General features: G+C 42.5%; 13 protein-coding genes. 12 read left to right on the top strand and 1 reads right to left on the bottom strand.

What is annotated here, in order from left to right:
* Positions 1 to 15: 15 nt before the first annotated feature.
* A complete protein-coding gene (locus SPL01S_RS11695; RefSeq protein WP_063199925.1) occupies positions 16 to 1,602 on the bottom strand; it encodes a TerC family protein in 1,587 nt (528 codons plus the stop codon).
* Positions 1,603 to 2,276: 674 nt separating this feature from the next.
* Here SPL01S_RS11695 and galU point away from each other — a divergent pair.
* The 12 genes from galU to SPL01S_RS11635 all read left to right on the top strand — a co-directional run bounded on the left by galU (position 2,277) and on the right by SPL01S_RS11635 (position 17,098).
* The gene (galU, locus tag SPL01S_RS11690) at positions 2,277 to 3,176 is read left to right on the top strand and encodes a UTP--glucose-1-phosphate uridylyltransferase GalU (protein WP_062870272.1); all 900 of its coding nucleotides are present in this window, start codon (positions 2,277 to 2,279) and stop codon (positions 3,174 to 3,176) included.
* Positions 3,177 to 3,216: 40 nt separating this feature from the next.
* Positions 3,217 to 4,110: a UTP--glucose-1-phosphate uridylyltransferase gene (locus tag SPL01S_RS11685; RefSeq protein WP_006324405.1), complete on the top strand. Its 894-nt coding sequence runs from the start codon at positions 3,217 to 3,219 to the stop codon at positions 4,108 to 4,110.
* Positions 4,111 to 4,559: 449 nt separating this feature from the next.
* Positions 4,560 to 5,696: a polysaccharide export protein gene (locus SPL01S_RS11680; protein WP_062870274.1), complete on the top strand. Its 1,137-nt coding sequence runs from the start codon at positions 4,560 to 4,562 to the stop codon at positions 5,694 to 5,696.
* A 9-nt stretch (positions 5,697 to 5,705) separates the two neighbouring features.
* Positions 5,706 to 6,140: an arsenate reductase/protein-tyrosine-phosphatase family protein gene (locus SPL01S_RS11675; protein ID WP_062870276.1), complete on the top strand. Its 435-nt coding sequence runs from the start codon at positions 5,706 to 5,708 to the stop codon at positions 6,138 to 6,140.
* A gap of 12 nt (positions 6,141 to 6,152) precedes the next feature.
* A complete protein-coding gene (gene wzc, locus SPL01S_RS11670; protein WP_062870278.1) occupies positions 6,153 to 8,327 on the top strand; it encodes a tyrosine-protein kinase Wzc in 2,175 nt (724 codons plus the stop codon).
* A 93-nt stretch (positions 8,328 to 8,420) separates the two neighbouring features.
* Complete coding sequence (gene wcaK / locus SPL01S_RS11665; protein WP_063199922.1) at positions 8,421 to 9,689, top strand: colanic acid biosynthesis pyruvyl transferase WcaK; 1,269 nt, start codon at positions 8,421 to 8,423, stop codon at positions 9,687 to 9,689.
* A gap of 1 nt (position 9,690) precedes the next feature.
* The gene (locus SPL01S_RS11660; RefSeq protein ID WP_062870282.1) at positions 9,691 to 10,911 is read left to right on the top strand and encodes a glycosyltransferase; all 1,221 of its coding nucleotides are present in this window, start codon (positions 9,691 to 9,693) and stop codon (positions 10,909 to 10,911) included.
* Complete coding sequence (locus SPL01S_RS11655; protein ID WP_062870285.1) at positions 10,904 to 12,259, top strand: oligosaccharide flippase family protein; 1,356 nt, start codon at positions 10,904 to 10,906, stop codon at positions 12,257 to 12,259. Before SPL01S_RS11660 ends, SPL01S_RS11655 begins: the two co-directional genes overlap by 8 nt.
* A gap of 10 nt (positions 12,260 to 12,269) precedes the next feature.
* Positions 12,270 to 13,418, top strand: coding sequence for a glycosyltransferase family 4 protein (locus SPL01S_RS11650; protein ID WP_063199919.1), 1,149 nt, complete (start codon positions 12,270 to 12,272; stop codon positions 13,416 to 13,418).
* Between the two features lie 68 nt (positions 13,419 to 13,486).
* Positions 13,487 to 14,893, top strand: a complete 1,407-nt coding sequence (locus SPL01S_RS11645; RefSeq protein WP_063199915.1) for a hypothetical protein — start codon at positions 13,487 to 13,489, stop codon at positions 14,891 to 14,893.
* A gap of 36 nt (positions 14,894 to 14,929) precedes the next feature.
* On the top strand, positions 14,930 to 16,006 hold the full coding sequence (locus SPL01S_RS11640; RefSeq protein WP_063199911.1) for a glycosyltransferase family 4 protein: 1,077 nt from the start codon (positions 14,930 to 14,932) through the stop codon (positions 16,004 to 16,006).
* A complete protein-coding gene (locus SPL01S_RS11635) occupies positions 16,007 to 17,098 on the top strand; it encodes a glycosyltransferase (protein WP_063199907.1) in 1,092 nt (363 codons plus the stop codon). It abuts the gene before it with no gap.
* The last annotated feature ends 195 nt before the right edge of the window (positions 17,099 to 17,293 follow it).

Below are 17,293 nucleotides of genomic sequence, written 5' to 3'. Positions count from 1 at the left end.
TCGCCCGGCACCGATTTATACCTCGTAGTCTGGCTCCGGTACCGACAGCGGGGTGATCCTCACTTTCAAAATACGGTGGCTACTGACTTCCAGCGGTTCAAACAGGTAGTCACCGATCTGCAATTGCTCACCTTCCTGGGGAATGCGCTGGCTGTGTTCCATCAGCAAGCCGGCTATCGTGTGGTATTCGCGCTTATCCTCCAGTTGCAGAGGCAGATAAAGCACCAGGTCTTCCAGCGGCATATGGCCGTTGGCAGTCCAACTGCCATCTTCGTTTTGCTGAATGTCGTGCCGCGTATCAACGTCCTCGCCAGCCTCCGGCAGGTTGCCGGCGATGGTTTCCATCACGTCTGTCAGGGTAACGACCCCCTCGACCGAACCGAATTCATCGACGACAAAAGCGAAATGCGTCTGCGCCTGTCGGAACTGTTCCAGTGCGCTTAGCAGCGTTAACTGCTCCGGGAAAATCAGCGGTTGACGCACCAGCGCGCGTAAATCGAGCGGCACCTGAGTCAACTGCTGTTTCAGGACATCAAGGGTATGGATGACGCCAAGCGGTTCATCGCTGGCGCTGTTTTCGACCACCACAATGCGCGTATGCTGATTTTTTTCCAGCAACTGGGTCAGCTTTTCCTGCGGATCATTGAGCTCGAGGTATTCCACGTCATGGCGAGAGGTCATGATGCTGCTTACGGTACGCTGCGCCATGCCCAGCACGCGTTCTATCATGTGCCGTTCCTGCTGGTTGAATATCTCTCCGCTTTCGCTCGCACTGTCGGCCAGCAGGTTGGCGGAGTGGCTGTCTACCTCTGCTTCTTCATGTTTGCCGTTCAGCATACGGAGCACCGCTTCTGCGGTGCGCTCGCGCAGTGGCCGTACCTTTGACAGAAAACGGCGACGGTTAAACTGAGACAGCTGGTTTAAGGCTTCAATCATCACGGAGAAGCCTATCGCTGCGTACAGGTAGCCCTTGGGAATATGGTAGCCGAACCCTTCCGCAACCAGGCTGAAACCGATCATCAGCAGGAAACTCAGACACAGAATGACGATAGTCGGATGGGCGTTGACGAATCGCGTCAGCGGCTTGCTGGCCAGCAGCATCAGCCCGATAGCGATACAGACCGCAATCATCATGACTGCCAGATGATCAACCATGCCGACGGCGGTGATCACCGAATCGAGAGAGAAGACGGCGTCCAATACCACGATTTGCGCCACCACGGGCCAGAAGCGGGCGCCTTTGCGCGGCCCTTGCTGCTCATCATCCTTGCCTTCCAGCCGCTCGTTCAGCTCCATGGTGGCTTTGAACAGCAAGAATATACCACCGACCAGCATAATGAGATCGCGGCCGCTGAAGGGGTGCTCCGCGACCACAAACAGCGGTTTGGTCAGCGTCGCCAGCCAGGAAATAGAGGCGAGCAGTGCCAGACGCATCAGCAAGGCCAGCAACAGACCCACGACGCGAGCTTTATCTCTTTGTTGTTTTGGTAGTTTTTCCGCCAGAATGGCGATAAAGATAAGGTTGTCTATACCCAGAACGATTTCCAGCACGACCAAAGTGGCCAGGCCGGCCCAAATTGTTGGATCTGCGATCCATTCCATACGCCCAATTTCACCTGTAAGTTCGACGGCTTATGCCGTAAGGGAATGATGGGTGTTGGGCGGGGAAAATTCAACTTTAAAACTGTGCTGGTTCTGCGATGGAATTGTTGCATGCCGAGTTTAAGCCGGAACAATGCATAAAAAATAATCGGTCGGATAGCCAGGGAGGAGGTGGATAGTGGTGATTAGGAAGAAGGGGGCCAAAACGTTGGAGAGATTCTTGTGACTAAGTTGTAGACATAAAAACATCATAATTATAATTTTTTTAAAATCAAATCGTTGCATTAGTTTTTGGCTGCTACACTCAGTTCAATTATGTGCCCTTAGTAGTCTTATTCTGAAAAGGATAGCCAACAGGCATCTTAGGCTTGTATCAACAAAGTAATAGTATAAGAATCTTAGGCGCATAAACGTTTACAAGTATCATTGTTTAGTTATAAGGGTGTAATTTTTTTGTTCTTATGTGACCTGATTATCACTTAATGATGGGTACAGATGTTGGTCTTGCTGCAAACAGTGACTGGCAGACAGGAAAATTAATAACAGTGTATTGGTAGCTGAAAGCCAAGGGCGGTAGCGTGTCTAAACCATCTCCGCTCCGTGCTTCGTAACTCTCTTAGGCAAGGTGGTTCGGCTACGTTTACGTTATAGTTATTTGATTGTGGATAAAAAACATGCAAAAGAGATTGAAGGCTGTGATTCCCGTGGCAGGCCTGGGAACCCGTATGTTGCCGGCAACAAAAGCAATTCCTAAAGAAATGCTGCCTGTGGTCGATAAACCACTGATTCAGTACATTGTGAATGAATGCGTAGCTGCCGGGATCAAAGATATCGTGCTGGTCACTCATTCGTCCAAAAATGCAATTGAAAACCACTTCGACACCTCTTTTGAACTTGAGGCTGTATTGGAATCGCGTGTCAAACGCCAACTGCTGGAAGAAATACAGACTATCTGCCCGGCAGATGTGACAGTAATGCAAGTCCGTCAGGGCCAGGCGAAAGGGCTGGGGCATGCGGTACTTTGCGCCAAGCCAATGGTTGGCGATGAGCCTTTTATCGTGTTATTGCCGGACGTATTGCTGGATGACTCTACCGCCGATCTGCGTAAAGAGAACCTGGCCAAAATGATTCAGCGTTTTGCTGATACCGGCTTCAGCCAGATCATGGTGGAACCGGTACCGGAACAAGACGTGTCGAAATACGGTGTTGTAGATTGCGGCGGTGCTGCGCTGGCTGCAGGTGAAAGTACACCAATGACTGCTGTGGTCGAAAAGCCGACAAGAGAGGAAGCCCCTTCCAATCTGGCGGTAGTGGGTCGTTATGTGTTGTCTGCGGATATCTGGCCTTTGCTGGAGAAAACCTTACCGGGTGCCGGTGATGAAATTCAGCTTACTGATGCGATTGCCGCCCTGATGGAGCAGGAAACCGTAGAAGCTTTCCATATGAGCGGCAAATCGCACGACTGCGGCGATAAGTTGGGCTATATGAAAGCGTTCGTACAATATGGCCTGCGTCATGCTTCGGAAGGTGAAGATTTTACCCAATGGCTGAAGCAGACATTGAACAGTAAATAAGTTTTGCGGCTTAAACGCGATCACAAGAAAGAGGATTACCATGACCAAGTTGAAAGCTGTCATTCCTGTTGCCGGCCTGGGTATGCGCATGTTGCCTGCAACCAAGGCTATTCCCAAAGAGATGTTGCCGATCGTTGATAAGCCGTTGATTCAATACATTGTCAATGAGTGCGTGGCTGCCGGGATTAAAGAAATCATTCTGGTGACTCATTCCTCCAAGAATGCGATCGAAAACCATTTTGATACCTCTTTTGAGTTGGAAGCGATGCTTGAGGCTCGTGTAAAACGCCAACTGCTGGATGAGGTACAGTCGATTACGCCTAAAGGCGTGACGTTGATGCACATCCGTCAGGGCCAACCTAAGGGCCTGGGCCATGCGGTGCTGTGCGCCAAACCTTTGGTTGGTGACTCACCGTTTGTCGTGCTGTTGCCGGATGTGCTGCTTGACGACGCAAAGGCCGATCTTAAGAAAGATAACCTGCCGCACATGATTGCTCGCTTCGAACAGTCTGGGCTGAGCCAGGTGTTGGTGCAGGCGGCTGATGAGCATGTGCTGCACGATTACTCGGTCGTTGAATGCGAGACCAACAGTTTGCAACCCGGTGAAAGTTCCCGCATGACCTCGATTATAGAAAAACCGGGTCGTGACGTTCAGTTTAAATCCAATTATTCGGCGGTAGGGCGCTATGTCTTGTCTGCCGATATCTGGCCGTTGTTGGAAAAGACCGAACCCGGTGCCTGGGGCCGCATTCAATTGACAGATGCCATTGCAGAGTTACTGAAAAGCAAACCTGTAGAAGCGATGGAACTGGTAGGCGAATCCTTCAACTGCGGAGAAAAAATGGGTTATCTGCGGGCATTTGTGACCTACGGCCTGCGTCACCCAACTCAAGGCAAGGCTTTCCGCGAATGGGCAGAAAAGCTGGCGTTTTGAACGATCTCAATTCTCTTGGGCTGCAGGCGTAAAAAGGCTATATTTCATTACGCTGGCAGCCTCCATTCTGGAAAAATGTTTTTATATTAGTATCGGGTGGCTTGTGGAATAATGCGGCAATCAGGTTACTGGTTGTAGTAACTGCACAAGAGGGCAACATTTCTGTGAACATCCACCACTGTGACTCAATTGATTATAATAGTCATTTATAATGTGGCTTTATCGACAACAGAGTCATACTTTTACAATAAGCCATACTAACTCTTTTAACTTCAACAGTGGCTTAACAGTTCGACATTTCAGCTATCTGTGAAGGGTGCCCGTCTTGGTGAAGATACCTAACTCCAGGTAAGTAACAATGCAGTTTGGTAAGGTTACAAATACGCAGCCAAGGTGGGCTGGCTTGGTAGCTTTGCGGATACATTTACTTTGAAAGTGATGATAACTCGATGGCAAAACGACAATTGAAAATGATATCGGTATTGGTATCAATCAGTATAATCAGTGGCTGTACGGTTCTCCCAGGTCAACATTTAAGTACCTCGGGAAAAAATACAGTAAAACAGGAAGATAGCAATTTCGACATTGACGATCTTGTTAACGTCTATCCTGTTACCCCAAAATTAATCCAAAAACTGCGCCCTGCCAAGGTAGTTGCACAGCCCAATACTCTGTTGGAAGCTTCTCTGCGTAGTTATGAGTATCGGATTGGCGTAGGTGATGTCTTAAACGTTACTGTCTGGGATCACCCTGAGTTGACCACACCTGCCGGGCAATACCGTAGCGCCAGCGACACGGGCAACTGGGTGCAATCGGATGGCACGATTTTCTATCCTTACATTGGCAAGGTAAAGGTTACCGGGAAGACGGCAAGTCAGGTTCGTACCGAAATATCGAATCGATTGGCACAGTATATTGAAAGCCCACAAGTTGACGTCAATATTGCCGCTTTCCGCTCTCAAAAAACCTACATTACCGGCGAAGTTAAAACGTCAGGTCAGCAAGCTATCACTAACGTTCCTCTCACAGTGCTTGACGCGATCAACGCAGCTGGTGGTCTGAGTGATAATGCAGACTGGCGAAATATCGTCTTAACGCATAATGGCAAAGAGCAGCGTTTATCGTTGCAAAAGCTGATGCAAAATGGCGATCTTACACAAAACCAGCTGTTATATCCTGGTGACATTCTTTATGTGCCGCGTAACGACGATCTGAAAGTTTTCGTTATGGGTGAAGTAAAAGCGCCGGCCACGCTGAAGATGGACAGAAGCGGCATGACGCTGACCGAAGCGCTGGGAAATACTGAAGGGATTAGCCAAACTGCGGCAGATGCTACAGGGGTGTTCGTTATTCGCCCTCTCCACGGCACGCAGGGGAATAAGTTAGCTGACATATACCAACTTAATATGGCAGATGCTACTGCGATGGTTATGGGAGCAGAATTCCAACTGCAACCCTATGACGTTGTTTACGTAACAGCGGCGCCTATCGTGCGTTGGAACCGTTTGATCAGCCAGTTGGCGCCGACAATTTCCAGCTTCAATGACCTTACCGAAGGCACACTGCGTATTCGTAACTGGCCATAGGAATGAACGATGTTTGATTCAATATTGGTTGTTTGCGTAGGGAATATTTGCCGCTCTCCTACAGGAGAGCGGCTATTACAGCGACTGGTTCCCGGAAAGAAAATAACTTCTGCAGGAGTTGGTGCAGTTGTGGGTAAGCCTGCGGATACAGCGGCATTAGAGGTAGCAAAGGAACATCAATTATCTCTTGATGGCCACATTGCGAAGCAATTGACCAGAGAGATGTGCAGAGAGTATTCGCTCATCTTGGTCATGGAAAAAAGTCATATCGATGCTGTATGCCGTCTAGCCCCTGAAGTCAGAGGTAAAACGATGCTTTTTGCCCATTGGCTTGGGCAGCGGGAAATTCCAGACCCCTATGGTAAAAGTCATGAGGCTTTTGAATTCGTATACCGCTTACTTGCTGATGGCGCCGAAAAGTGGGCGCAGGCGTTAAATCGTTAACCAGAGATTACAATGACTGAAACTACAAAGATGAATACTGCCTCAGGCAGTAGTAATGACGAGATCGATTTAGGGCGGTTGTTGGGAACGCTGCTTGACCATCGCTGGCTAATTATTGGCGTAACGGCACTGTTTGCCGTGGTGGGAATTGTATACTCTCTTTTTGCCACCCCGGTATACCAATCAGACGCATTGGTTCAGGTAGAGCAGAATGTTGGCAATTCTCTACTGAACAACCTGTCAGATATGATGCCTTCCAGTCAACCTGGTTCTTCGACAGAGATTGAGCTGATTCAGTCAAGAATGGTTACGGGTAAAACGATTGATGATCTAAATTTAGATGTGGTCGTTGAGCAAAAGTATTTTCCCGTATTCGGTCGCGGCTGGGCTCGCTTGAAGGGCGAGGTACCTGGTGAAATTGCTTTATCTCGCCTCAATATGCCAGAGTCATGGCAGAACATTCCCTTAGATCTTACCGTTATCGACGATAAGACTTATCGTTTGAGCAACGATGGCACCGACATTCTGAAAGGGAAAGTTGGGGAGTTGGCAAGTGGTAATGGGATTTCACTGTTGATAAGTGATCTTGTTGCCAAGCCTGGAACAGAATTTTTAATCGTAAAACAGCCAAAGTTAATAACAATTAATAATCTGTTAGAAGCTTTGTCGGTTCAAGACAAAGGTAAAGATACCGGTGTCTTGGCCTTGAGCCTTATTGGTGAAAACCCAACAATGGTGCGTAAGACGCTGGACAGCATCACTCGTAACTATTTGTTGCAAAACGTCGAGCGTAAATCTGAAGAAGCAGCCAAGAGCCTGAGTTTTTTAAAAGAACAACTCCCAGAGGTTCGAGGGGCACTTGACGTCGCTGAAGATAAGCTCAATCGTTTTAGGCAACAAAACGATTCAGTAGATTTATCGCTTGAAGCTAAATCTGTGCTGGATACTATCGTTTCCGTCGAATCGCAGTTGAACGAATTGACTTTCCGCGAAGCTGAAATTTCAAAACTCTATACTCGTGAACACCCGGCTTATCGTGCCTTAATGGAAAAACGGGCTACTCTTGAGCAAGAAAAAGGCAAGCTGAATAAACGCGTTAGTGGGATGCCAAAAACACAGCAAGAAATTATTCGTCTGACTCGTGATGTAGATGCTGGTAAAGAAATTTACATGCAACTGTTGAATAAACAACAGGAGTTGAGCATTACCAAGGCCAGTACCGTAGGTAATGTGCGAATTATTGATCCGGCAGTTACTCAGCCAAACCCGGTTAAGCCTAGAAAAACACTCATCGTTTTATTAGCAACCTTCTTGGGAGGAATGCTTTCGGTAGCAATCGTGTTACTGAAAACGATGTTGCATAAGGGAATTGAAACCCCTGAGCAGTTGGAACAGGATGGCATTAACGTATACGCCAGTATTCCGCTTTCCGAATGGCAGCAGAAAAAAGACAGAGAGACGCTCCTAACTACTAAACGTAAGTCAAATACTCGTTCCAATAGCCTTTTGGCCGTTGGTAACCCTGCTGACTTGGCAATCGAGGCCATTCGTAGCTTACGAACCAGTTTGCACTTTGCCATGCTTGAATCGAAAAACAACGTGCTGATGATTTCTGGGGCCAGCCCAAATATCGGTAAGACTTTTGTCAGTATAAACTTGGCAGCAGTGATAGCCCAGGCTGGCCAACGCGTCCTGGTGATTGATGCAGATATGCGTAAAGGCTATTCGCATACGTTGCTGGGTTTAGGGTGGCAAAATGGATTGTCCGATATTTTGTCGCAACAAACTACGTTTGAAGGCTCGATAAGAAAAACAGAAATTGAAGGTATGGATTTTATACCTCGTGGGCAGGTTCCACCTAATCCATCTGAATTATTGATGAGAACACGCCTTAAGGAATTGATTGATTGGGCAAGTAAAAACTACGATCTTGTATTGGTCGATACGCCGCCTATCCTTGCGGTAACTGATGCGGCAATTATTGGTCATCATGTTGGCACTGCACTTATGATTGCTCGTTTTAGTATGAATACTGTAAAAGAAATCGAAGTCAGCATACGTCGCTTTGAGCAGAATGGCGTCGATATCAAGGGTGTCATATTGAACGCCGTTGAGAAAAGGGCTAGCAGTTATTATGGTGGCTATGGCTACTATCAATATGAGTACCGCTCATCCGACAAAGCCTAATCAGATTACGATTCATATTTTCCAGTCAGCATTAATGTGTTGGCTGGAATTCTTTTTTAATTTCCTTTAAAGATTCTTAGTCAGGAACCACTCATGAAGCTACTTCTTGTGGGTAACCACACGTGCGGTAATCGCGGCGACGGCGCTATTTTAAGAGGCCTGGTTCAAGCTATTGAACATAATACGCCTGGGGCAAATATTGATATTATTAGCCGCTACCCGGTGAGTTCAAGCTATTTACTCGGTCGCGATGTCAAAGATGACGTTCTGTATCGTTATCACTTCAAGAGTAAGGGAGGATTGATTGGTAAGATTAGAAAAGCGTTAATTCATAGAACGCTGCCACGGGTTTTAGCAGCCAAAGTCAAAGGACAAGGAATACTGAAATATCTTCCAATTCCTGCAGAATTTCAAGAACATATCAGTAAAATTGCAGAGTACGACGCGATTATTCAGGTAGGGGGATCATTCTTTGTTGATTTGTATGGCATAAATCAATTTGAACATGCACTGTGCGCACTCTTGGCAAAAAAACCGATTTATATGATTGGTCACAGTGTGGGGCCCTTTGAACAAGAAGTATTTAACGATATAGCAAGAATGGTATTCTCGCAGGTGGAGATGTTGGTGCTCCGGGAAGCTATTAGCTACGATTTGATGAAAAAAGGCAATATCCCCGTTGAAAAAGTCATTGAGGGGGTTGATACGGCATGGTTGGTTGACAGTAATTCGCCGATCGACGAGAGCAATTATAGTATCAGGCATTGGCGAGAAACTATTTCGCAGCGTCCAACTGTGGCGATTACAATGCGTGAGCTGGCACCGTTTGATAAACGGCTAGGTGTAACTCAGGAACAGTATGAAGTTGCGTTTGCAGATTTGATAAATCAACTAATTTCAAATGGCTACCAGGTCTTGGGTTTATCTACATGTACAGGTATTGATAGCTATCACAAAGATGATCGTATGGTAGCCCAGCAAGTTGCCAATAAGGTTAACAATCCTGAATACTTTCATGTGGTTATGGATGAGTTTAATGATGTTGAATTGGGCCAGGTACTTTCATATTGCCAGTTGACTATAGGTACTCGTCTTCACTCTGCTATTATTTCGATGAACTTTGGCACACCTGCAGTTGCTATTAATTATGAACACAAATCTGCGGGTATTATGCAACAATTAAAGTTACCAGAGTTATCTGCAAATGTTGAGTCTTTGATCGATGGTAGTTTAGCCAAGAATGTCATTTCGATGCTGCAAAACATCGACGTTTTAAAAGGGAATGTATCAGCAGCGATTGAGAATGAACGAGAGAAAGGGATTGAAATCACGAAGGAATTGATAAAAAGAATAGGTGGGTAAAGTGACCGTAACATTTTTCTTGGACCGTTTTCCTAATTATTCAGAGACGTTTGTTATTCATCAAATTGTAGGCTTTATAGATAGAGGAATAGAGGTAAAAATAGTTTCAGTTTGGCCAGGTGATTTCAGTAAGAAACATGCTGTCGTTGAAGAGTATAATTTGCTTCAAAGGACTAGGTATTTATTGGAGCCTGAGGGTAATAGCGGTTCTAAAAAAATAAAAAATCGTTTCTTGAGTATTTTATCTGGCCCAAAGAGTATGTCGGTTATAAAAGGCTTGAATTATTTCAAATTTGGCCGTCATTCTTTAAATTTGATATTACCTTATATTCTCTCAAAAAATACCGATAAAATAGAATCCGACGTGTTTATTGCTCATTTCGGAACTGTTGGTGTGCTTGCAAGTAAATTGAGAGATCTTGGTTTGTTGAAAGGTAAACTGGCTACTATCTTTCATGGGTCAGACGTTTCTCATACTAAAACGATATCTGATTACAAAAACGACTATATAGAGCTGTTTGCAAAGGGCGATTTTATATTACCTATTAGTGATCTATGGGGTAAGAAATTAGCCGAGATGGGATGTGATAACAAAAAGATTCACGTCAGTCGCATGGGGATTAATGTTAGTCAATTTACCTTTAAGTTGCGAGATAAAGTTGGATCCCCTCTTAAAATAACTAGTGTATGCCGATTGATCGAGAAAAAAGGTTTGGAATATGCTTTACAGGCATGCGCTGAGCTTAAGTTGCGCGGTATTAATTACCATTATTCGATAGTTGGCACCGGGCCATTAGAGGATAAACTAACTTTACTGGTTGAGCAGTTAGAGTTGAATGATTATGTCACGTTGGAAGGATTTCAACCGCAAGAGAAAGTAAAGGAAATACTCGAGCGGTCAGATGTTTTTTTACTACCTTCAGTTACTGCTGCTAATGGAGATATGGAAGGTATCCCTGTGGCCTTGATGGAGGCAATGTCAAATGGATTGCCTGTTGTATCGACAAAGCATAGTGGGATTCCAGAGTTAATTGAAGACAAAATATCTGGGTGGTTAGCAGAAGAAAGGAATTACACTCAGTTAGCGGATATTTTGCAAGATATTTCACAAGAGAATTACTCAATTGAACAAGTAACGAGGCAGGCAAGAGAGGTAATTGAGGTTAAGTTTAATCAAGATGTGTTGAATGATAAATTAGTTGAGTTAATTAAGCATGGGTAACAGCAATGTAATTAAAAAACAGGCGGTTTGGCTGTTGGCTGGCACCGTATTGGCTGCTGTTTTACAACTGGCTCAATTGGGTATCGTAGCTCGTGCTTTTGACGCTAAACAACTTGGGGTATTGGCTATTGTCAATGCCGTACTGATGGTGGCAATGGTGCTGCAGGATATGGGAATGAGCAGCTACCTTATCCATCGACAAGTACTAGATAAAAGGGAACAAAGCACAATATTTTGGGTCAATGTATTTTTTGGCCTTGCTACGGGTGGGTTAATTATTATCCTGGCCTATCCATTATCATTGTTCTACAAGATTCATGAGTTAGGATACTTGCTGTGTCTGGTGAGTGTTAATTTTTTTATATTAGGAGCGATGTCGCAATATCAAGCACATTTTGTAAAAACTAAAAAATTAGTTTTATTAGCTCAAGTGGAAATGTTGGCTAAAGTCCTTTCATTCCTTGCTACGATTTTCCTTATAATAGTCATGCACTTCTCCATCGCAGCAGTAATTATTGGCCAGTTTCTGAACGCATCGTTCCGCTTGATTTTTATGTTGTTATTTAGTGAAAAGAGTTGGCATCCGACATTACAGTTCTGCAAGAAAACATTTAAGGCTGCTGTAGGTTATGGTAGTTACCAACTGGGTTCACAAACAATTAATCAATTACGAACTCAAGCTGATGCTTTTATCATCGGGAAATATTTAGGGCCAGAATTTTTAGGAATTTATTCTTTGGCAAAAGAGTTAATTCTACAACCTCTGAAGCTACTGACTCCGGTGATAAACCGATTAACGCTACCACGATTTGCTGAGAAACAACATTCTACCGGAGAGTTAAGAGCGCTGTTTCTTCGCTCTGTCTCTTTGATCGTAAATGTAAGTGCTGCTGTTTATTTATCTATAGGTTTAGGCGCTTACCTCGGTGTTCGACTACTGTATGGGCCGGGACATGAGGAAGTAGCAACCCTAATCCCCTATATGCTGCTTCTTGGTGTGTTGAGACCTATGGGCGGTCTCACTGGCGCGATATCTCAGGCGAATGGGAGTACGAAGAAAGAGTTCGTGTGGAATATTTGGGCAAGTATAATTGTAGTTATTGTTGTTACTCTCTTCCTTGTGGGGGGGAATATTGCACTTGTTGCGATGTCACTGTCTGTTGCTCAAGTTATCATGAGTATTGCTGTTTACCCGCTCTTTATAAAACCTGTGGTTGGTATTAGCTTCAAGGAGTATTTCTGTTCTTGGATATACACCGCTGTGTTTTGTTTGGTAGTTATTGTTGCAATAGATTATTTTGAGTTGGGACGGGTCATTTACAATGGCATGATTTCACTGCTTGGTTAAAGTAAAAAATATGAAAATATTGATAGTCAATACGATATACTCACCATTTAAAGTTGGCGGTGCAGAAGTTTCAGTTCAGCTTTTGGCGGAAGAGTTGGTAAAAATAGGTCATTCAGTTCGGGTGGTGACCCTGCATGATGAAAAAAACAGAAAAAGTGCAACTATCAATGGGGTGGATGTTTGCTATTTGCCACTAAAAAATCTGTATTGGCCTTTTGATTCTAATGCAAACAGACAAAGTTCGCTGAAAAAATTACTTTGGCATATAATTGATAACTATAACCCAGTGATGGCCAAATTATTTGCTAAAGAGCTCGATGATTTTAAGCCGGATGTGGTACACACTAATAATGTTTGTGGGTTTTCTGTCGCAATATGGAAGGAGGTAAGCAAAAGAAGTATTAAGCTTATTCACACTTCCCGAGATTATTATTTGCTGCATCCAAGTTCTACACTATATGCCAAAAATGAAAATATAAATACAAATGCGCTATCGGTTAGAATTTGGTCATTCCTGAAACGTCATGCAAGTAAACATGTTGATGTCTATGTTGGGATCAGTGATTTTATTAAAACGTTTCACGTTGACAATGCTTTCTTTTCAAAAAGTCAGTCGCGTTATATTTATAACGCTGTAAATAAACCTATATATGAAGCTAATAAATTCAATGCTACTCATTTTGGCTTTATTGGGCGATTAACAAAAGATAAAGGGTTTGATGACTATTGCGCTTTCGCGAGAAAAAATCCTGATGCGCTTTATTATGCGGCCGGACGCTTTGCAAATGACCATGAGGGTGTTGAGTTAAAAGAGTTAGCTGAAAAGAGTAGTGTAAAATTGTTAGGATTTGTGAGCGTCGAAAGTTTTCTTTCTCAGATTGATGTGGCATTTTTACCGGTGAAGTGGCGAGAACCGTTTGGACGGGTGATTGTGGAGTGTGTTCTCGCAAAGAAAATTGTCATGACCAATGCTGTTGGTGGGATTACTGAATTGGGAAAGCTTCTTCCTAATGTCTATTTTATAGAAGAAACAACGGAAGATGTGATGACTGATATTCCGAATGAAATTACCGATGAGCATATCGCTATGTTTAGTCAACGTAGAATAACAACGGAATATCTTTCCGCGTATCTCAGTTCTACTGTGACTGATAATTAATTTGTGAGTAATGGAAAACTCCCTATGAAATCTGTAACCAATCTTATCCATATGAGTTGGGGTATTAAATGGGTGTTCTAATATTAGAAGATTCAATAGTCTTCTTTGCTTTTTTAATTGCCGCTTTTATTTATATTTTGAGAGTGGCAAAGAAAAATAAATTCAATATATATACTATATTGATTTTTTCTATTTATATAATTTGCTCGTATTCATCTTATAATATCATGGTAAAACCAATCCATGATTTCAATATTGCCATTCCAAGAACCGCAATCTACCACTTTAAAGTGGCGGGGCCATTTGCTCCCATAGATGTCATTTTTATTTTTATTTTTGCTTTCGTCTGCCTTAAAAAAGTCATGACCAAAAGTTTGTTTAATTACCAAGTCATGAAGAGCACGTCGGTAATAACTAAATATATAACACTCCAAGGCGTGCTATTAGGTTTTATCTCTACAATGGGATTTATCTCCTATATTCAGAGTGGAGGGCAAGGAGAGGTAAACGATCAAGTTATTTATTGTCGAGGTGTTATTTATTTTTTTGTGTCGATGTTCCTTTTTCAGAAAGCATGTGAAAATCTAAAGGATTTCGATTTTTATAAGTTGTTTACGATATTTTGCGTAATCGACGTTCTTAATCTTTTCTCCGGATTTATATCCAGCCTTATCTTCCATGATTATGTATGGGAGCGATATGGCATGAAAATAACAATTATTGATCAAGATAAAGCAACAACCTATTTCATTATTTATACCTTGTTACTTACATCTTTATTGTTTACAAAGCCTTTAAAACATAAAATGATATATTTTTGCTCCGGCCTGATTGGGTTGGTCATGTTTTCAAATATGTATAAATTTATATTTTTGTTGGCTTTTATATATGTAATATATGAGTTTTTCATCAATGCGTTTCGCGGAAAAATTGCAGTGGTGAAAATGTCATTGCTAACGCTTGGTTTAGTGGCAGCAGTATCTGCAGTTATGATGCTCTCGAACAGCAAAGCTATGAACACCCGTTCAAGTCAGTTTGGTGATTACTGGGAATACACCGGCAGCAAATTCCCGGCAATAGTCTTGGGGATTGGTTATGGTGGGAAATATTACTCTCCTTCTGATACTGATGATCAAGGGGAAATAAAAGAAATTGATGTTGAAAATGGTACTGCAAATTATCGTAAAAGCGTGCAAACACCTTTCTTGACACAAATAAAAAACAGTGGGTTAGTTGGGTTTGGTATAACGTTGATATTCGCCGTTTTTGCAGGGTTGTATATGGCGCGGATTAATATCTCGTTACCCGTCAATATCCTCTATAATGCTATATGTTTTAATATTATGTGGATTATGAGCAGCACCAGTGTGGTTCTGCAACCAACACCAATGATAATAGTCACGTTTATTAAACTGCTGCTGCTTTTCTATTTAATGCGAGAGAAGCTTAAAAGGGATTCTTTAGCTAACGCTTAGTTTTTTGATTTTTGTTGACTTTATAAGTGGGGAACTATGCTGTACATAAATGGCCGATTTTTAACTCAGGAAATGACAGGTGTACAACGATTTGCTGAAGAAATATCACGGCAGTTAAATAAAATAAGAAATGATGTGGTTATCTTGGCTCCTGAAGGAATACTAAATAAGGCTATTTTAAAAGAGTTTAATGTTGAGGTTGTTGGCCGTAAAAGCGGACATTACTGGGAGCAGGTTGAATTACCGTACGCCTTAAAGAAAAAAGGCTCACCTTTATTATTAAATTTATGTAGTACGGCGCCTGCATTTTATCAAAATCAAATCGTTACTCACCATGATGTGACATACAAACGTTACCCTAGTAGTTTCTCCAGGAAGTTTAGGTTTGTTTACGGGATACTGATACCACGGATGCTAAAAAGTAGCCGGCATTTACTCACTGTAAGTGAATTTTCAAAAGAGGAGATCCATAATGTATTTGGGTACCCTAAGGAAAAGATATCTATTATATATAACGCTGTAAATGATGCTTTTGCTAAAGCAGAACACAAATCTACGGATCGCCAAAATGCTTACTTGCTAGCAGTTTCGTCACCGAATTATCATAAAAACTTCCATGGTATGTTATCTGCGTTCGAAACGGTCTCCAAAGAATTTGATGTTTCATTAAAAATCATTGGAAAGACTGCGGTCAGTTTTTCTCAACAAGATTTTTCAGCGCTGCTTTCGCACTCCGATAAAGTAGAGTTTATGGGGCGAGTTGATGATCAGGAACTTATAAACCTCTATCAAAATGCATTAGCATTCGTTTTCCCATCATTTTATGAAGGATTTGGTATCCCACCTCTTGAAGCGCAGTCGTGTGGTTGCCCTGTTATTTCATCGAATGCGGCTTCTATGCCTGAAGTGCTACAGGATAGTGTCATCTATTTTGATCCAAATAATATTGCTATGATTTCAGATGCGATGAAGGAAATTATTTCTGATTCAGAGTTAAGAAATGAATTGACCCGTAAGGGAAATTTAAACTTGAAGCGTTTTTCTTGGCATGCATCTGCTCAGAAAGTCAGTGATATAGTCGATTCATTTTCAAATGATCAGGTAGTAGATTAAATGAAAATTTTACATGCTGCAGAAACAATTAAAGGTGGCGTAGCAACAGTAATACGTCAGATTATAGAAGGGCAGATTGCTGAGGATGTGAACAAAGTTAAATGTATAATTCCCTCTGACCAATCAGCTGAGTTATCAACTGTCAATGATAAATGTATCGTTACGTTTTTGCGTTCTGGGCGAAATATTATTTCATTTTTTAATTTCTTTGTTACTTTTATAAAGACTGTTATTTTATTCAAGCCTGATCTTGTTCACCTTCATAGTACTTTTTCTGGTGTCTTGGGGCGATTGGCATTAGTCATTTTATGGCCATTCCATCGGCCTAAAGTTGTTTATTGTCCGCATGCATTTTCTTTTATGATGCAGGGGAGCAATAATAAAATTAGACTATACGCATTGTTAGAGCGACTATTTACCCCTATCACAGATGCAATCATCTGCGTTAGTCAACATGAGAAAGATAGCGCTGTATCGCATGGTTTGCCTGCAAAGAAACTTCAGGTGGTTCATAATGGCGTTCCTGACAGATCATTTTTACCTGGTTTGCCAAATCCATTTCAGACAAATGTAATAAACATACTTTTTGTTGGTCGATTTGACTATCAAAAAGGGTTCGATATTTTGCTGGATGCAATGACGAAGTTTGAAGGTAAGCCTATTGTTTTGACTGCAATTGGCGGCGCTGTTCATGGCGAATCTCCCCCGAAGGAAATTCCTCAAACAATTTATACCGGTTGGCTTCGTAGTGATGAATTGGCACCGTATTTTACTTATGCGGACGTGCTGGTAATGCCAAGTCGATGGGAGGGGTTTGCCATGGTAGCCTTAGAGGCTATGAGCTATGGCTTGCCTGTATTGGCGAGTAATTGCAGCTCGTTTCCAGAAATGATTGAGCACGGTTATACAGGATTACTCTTTGAACCTGAAAATTCAAAAGATTTGGCAAGTTACCTCGAGCATACTTCGAAAGAAAAGTGGCAAGAGTTGGGTAAAAATGCCAGAGAAGTTTTTTTGGAAAAGTATACAGCAAAGCAAATGATCGATAAGACGCAAAGAATATATACATCCTTGTTAAGCGGTAGTAATTAATGAGATGTAAAATAAAAATTCCGCCAAAATATAATTGTAAAAATGGGTGTTACGTACATTTTTTGTGCTTGTAATTTTTTAATAATGCACTGAAATGTAACTTGCTAATTAGTAGGTTGTTGCTATTAAGCTTGCATTTCAGTGATTTTAATCGCAATCGAAAAATAAATGTATATTACCGTATTTCATTTGTCA

Source organism: Serratia plymuthica NBRC 102599 (assembly GCF_001590925.1).
Classification (GTDB): domain Bacteria; phylum Pseudomonadota; class Gammaproteobacteria; order Enterobacterales; family Enterobacteriaceae; genus Serratia; species Serratia plymuthica.
Note: the sequence above shows the minus strand (reverse complement) of the source record. Positions and strands in the feature narration are given on the sequence as shown.

What these genes read in the sequence shown, in the direction of transcription:
- wcaK (WP_063199922.1), top strand. Translation starts at nt 8,421, where the DNA reads ATGAAGCTACTTCTTGTGGGTAACCACACGTGCGGTAATCGCGGCGAC.
- galU (WP_062870272.1), top strand. Translation starts at nt 2,277, where the DNA reads ATGCAAAAGAGATTGAAGGCTGTGATTCCCGTGGCAGGCCTGGGAACC.
- SPL01S_RS11650 (WP_063199919.1), top strand. Translation starts at nt 12,270, where the DNA reads ATGAAAATATTGATAGTCAATACGATATACTCACCATTTAAAGTTGGC.
- wzc (WP_062870278.1), top strand. Translation starts at nt 6,153, where the DNA reads ATGACTGAAACTACAAAGATGAATACTGCCTCAGGCAGTAGTAATGAC.
- SPL01S_RS11695 (WP_063199925.1), bottom strand. Translation starts at nt 1,602, where the DNA reads ATGGAATGGATCGCAGATCCAACAATTTGGGCCGGCCTGGCCACTTTG.
- SPL01S_RS11640 (WP_063199911.1), top strand. Translation starts at nt 14,930, where the DNA reads ATGCTGTACATAAATGGCCGATTTTTAACTCAGGAAATGACAGGTGTA.
- SPL01S_RS11685 (WP_006324405.1), top strand. Translation starts at nt 3,217, where the DNA reads ATGACCAAGTTGAAAGCTGTCATTCCTGTTGCCGGCCTGGGTATGCGC.
- SPL01S_RS11675 (WP_062870276.1), top strand. Translation starts at nt 5,706, where the DNA reads ATGTTTGATTCAATATTGGTTGTTTGCGTAGGGAATATTTGCCGCTCT.
- SPL01S_RS11680 (WP_062870274.1), top strand. Translation starts at nt 4,560, where the DNA reads ATGGCAAAACGACAATTGAAAATGATATCGGTATTGGTATCAATCAGT.
- SPL01S_RS11655 (WP_062870285.1), top strand. Translation starts at nt 10,904, where the DNA reads ATGGGTAACAGCAATGTAATTAAAAAACAGGCGGTTTGGCTGTTGGCT.
- SPL01S_RS11645 (WP_063199915.1), top strand. Translation starts at nt 13,487, where the DNA reads ATGGGTGTTCTAATATTAGAAGATTCAATAGTCTTCTTTGCTTTTTTA.
- SPL01S_RS11635 (WP_063199907.1), top strand. Translation starts at nt 16,007, where the DNA reads ATGAAAATTTTACATGCTGCAGAAACAATTAAAGGTGGCGTAGCAACA.